Here is a 2,621-nt window from a genome sequence, read left to right as displayed (position 1 = left end):
GTCACGGTCAGCGTCCCGTCACTAATCTGCGCACCGGTGAACGCGACCGGCTTGACCGTTTCGGGGGCATCGAACGTGTTATGGGCGTTGATCGCGCCCGCCGTCAGGATGCGTCCCGAAACGCTGGCGGCGGTCAGCCCGGCCAGCTTGACCGTGACCGTGTTGGTCTGGACGGGGTCGAGGTTGGACAGGCCGACATGGACCTTGCCATCCTTGCCCCGCACCGCCGATCCGCTGACTGCGGGCATCACGAACTGGTCTTTATTGTACCAGGGCGTGTCGATGCTGATCGGCAGCACGGTGGCGTCCTGCCATGGCTTGTACATTTCAAACACATGATAGGTGGGGGTCAGCACCATCTTCTTGCCCTCGGTCAGGATCATCGCCTGAAGGACGTTGACCATCTGCGCGATGGCGGACATCTTTACCCTGTCGGCATGTTTGGCAAAGATGTCGAGATGGATCGACGCGACCAGCGCATCGCGCAGCGTGTTCTGCTGACGCAGGAACCCTGGATGGGTGCCGGGGTCCTGCGCATACCAGGTGCCCCATTCGTCCACCGCCAGGAAGACGCGCTTCTTGGGATCATATTTGTCCATGATGACGACATGCTTGGTGATAAGCTCGTCCATATGGACCGCCTTGGCCAGCGTATCGGCCCAGGCGGTCTCGTCGAAATTAACGGGGTCCGCCTTGGGTGGCCAGCCGCCCTGCGGCAGGGTGTAATAATGGAGCGACACGGCGTCGAGCTGCTCGCCCGCCTCGCGCATCATCACTTCGGTCCAGTTATAATCATCCACGTTCGCGCCAGCGGCGATCTTGAGGATATTGGTGCCGCGCGGCGCCTTGATGAAGGTGGCGTAACGGCGCGTGACGTCTGCGGCATAGTCGGCGCGCATGTTACCGCCACAGCCCCATAGTTCGTTGCCGATGCCGAAATAGGGAACGGCCCACGGCTCCTTATGGCCGTTCTTCGCGCGCTCATCGGCCAGCGTGCCTGCGGGCGACGTCATATATTCGACCCACTCGGCCATTTCCTGCGGCGTGCCGTTGCCGACATTGCCCGCGACATAGGCCTGCGCGCCGACCTGACGCAGCAGTTCGAAAAACTCGTGCGTGCCCACCGTATTGGGTTCGGTCACGCCGCCCCAATGGGTGTTGATCTTGACCGGGCGCTTGTTCTGCGGGCCGACGCCTTCACGCCAGTGATATTCGTCGGCGAAACAGCCGCCGGGCCAGCGGATCACCGGCACGGCCAGATTGCGCAGCGCGCCGATCACATCGTTGCGGAAACCGTTGGTGTTGGGGATGGACTTGTCCTTGCCCACCCACAGACCGCCATAAATGCCATTGCCCAGATGTTCGGCAAACTGGGTGAAGATGCGCTTGTCATAGACCGGGCCGGGCCTGGCCGCGTCGATCGTCGCGGTCGTGGGCTTGCCCGCCGTGTCGGCGCTGGCGACCGTGGTCGTCAACGCGCTGGCGCATAATAACAGCGCAGCCGTGGTGCGGCGCAGGGATCTCATCATATCGTCCTCTCCCATTTTAGAAATTCAATCGTGAAAAGCGTCCGTCGCCTCGCGCCGTCCGCGCAGGAAGGCGTCGGCGACCAATCGAAGCGGGCTGGTGTCCACATCGGATCGACCGCCCCGGATCAACGTGGCGAACCGGGCGTAAAGACCGGGATATTCGACATCCTCGCCATGCTCGGTGCCACTCGGCAACGTCAGCACCGCGCCGCCATGGCTCAGGCGCAACATGCCTGCATCGGTCTCGACATGAATGTCCCAGCTTTGCGGCCCGGTCTGGCGCCAGTCGAGATCCATGTGGATCGACGCACCTGCGGTGTCGCGAAAATACAGGTCTGCCGCGATCGGCGCAGCGCGGTTTTCCGGCAGGACCAGCGTCGCGTCGGTCAGGAAGAAGGGGCGGGGCAATATATGAGTGACGATGGACAGCGCATTGATGCCCGGATCGAACACGCCCAGCCCGCCGGGCTGCCAGATCCATGCCTGTCCGGGATGCCATACGCGCACATCCTCGCGCCACACGATCGACACCTTGTCGATTCGCCGCTCCGCCAGCCACGCGCGTGCGGGACCAACCCCTGCCGCAAAACGGCTGTGCCATGCGGCGAACAGTGACGCATCGACCCGCTGCGCCTGACTTTCGAGTGCGGCCACCTCTGCCAATGTCGCGCCGGGCGGTTTTTCCAGAAACACATGGATGCCCCGCGCCAGCGCCTGCGCGGCCAGATCGTATCGCACCTGCGGCGGGGTACACAGCGCTACCGCATCGACTGCCGGACCCTGCGCCAGCAGATCGTCGAGGCTGGCCAGATGCGGCACGCCGGGCAGCGCCGCATCATGCGGGCTGACGGTGGCGGCCAGGCTGAACGCGCTGTTGCCCCGGATGGCGGGGACATGCTGATCGCGCGCGATTTTGCCCAGACCGATGATGGCGATGCGTATGGGGTCCATGGGATCAGAGTGCCCTGACGGCGACGTTGACGCTCTGTGCGCGGGCGAGGGGGTTGCGCAGGGGCAGGGTGAAGGGCGCAGCGTCGATTTCGAACACATCGCCTTCCTGCGTCGTCACGCCGTCGCTGAACGAAAGGGTCG

Annotated in this window: 2 protein-coding genes and 1 pseudogene; all 3 read right to left on the bottom strand. The window is 63.8% G+C overall.

The genetic code is table 11. From position 1 onward, the window contains the following. A partial coding sequence (locus tag WA070_RS07240; RefSeq protein ID WP_422633427.1) for an alpha-N-arabinofuranosidase occupies positions 1–1,529 on the bottom strand: 1,529 nt, incomplete at its 3' end. Between the two features lie 24 nt (positions 1,530–1,553). Then, complete coding sequence (locus WA070_RS07235) at positions 1,554–2,480, bottom strand: Gfo/Idh/MocA family protein (RefSeq protein ID WP_422633426.1); 927 nt, start codon at positions 2,478–2,480, stop codon at positions 1,554–1,556. A gap of 4 nt (positions 2,481–2,484) precedes the next feature. Continuing rightward, a pseudogene (locus WA070_RS07230) lies at positions 2,485–2,621 on the bottom strand (FAH family protein); the annotation flags it as partial.

Source organism: Sphingobium sp. (assembly GCF_049304695.1).
In the GTDB taxonomy this organism is placed as follows: Bacteria; Pseudomonadota; Alphaproteobacteria; order Sphingomonadales; family Sphingomonadaceae; genus Sphingobium.
This window is presented reverse-complemented; position numbering and strand designations above follow the sequence as displayed.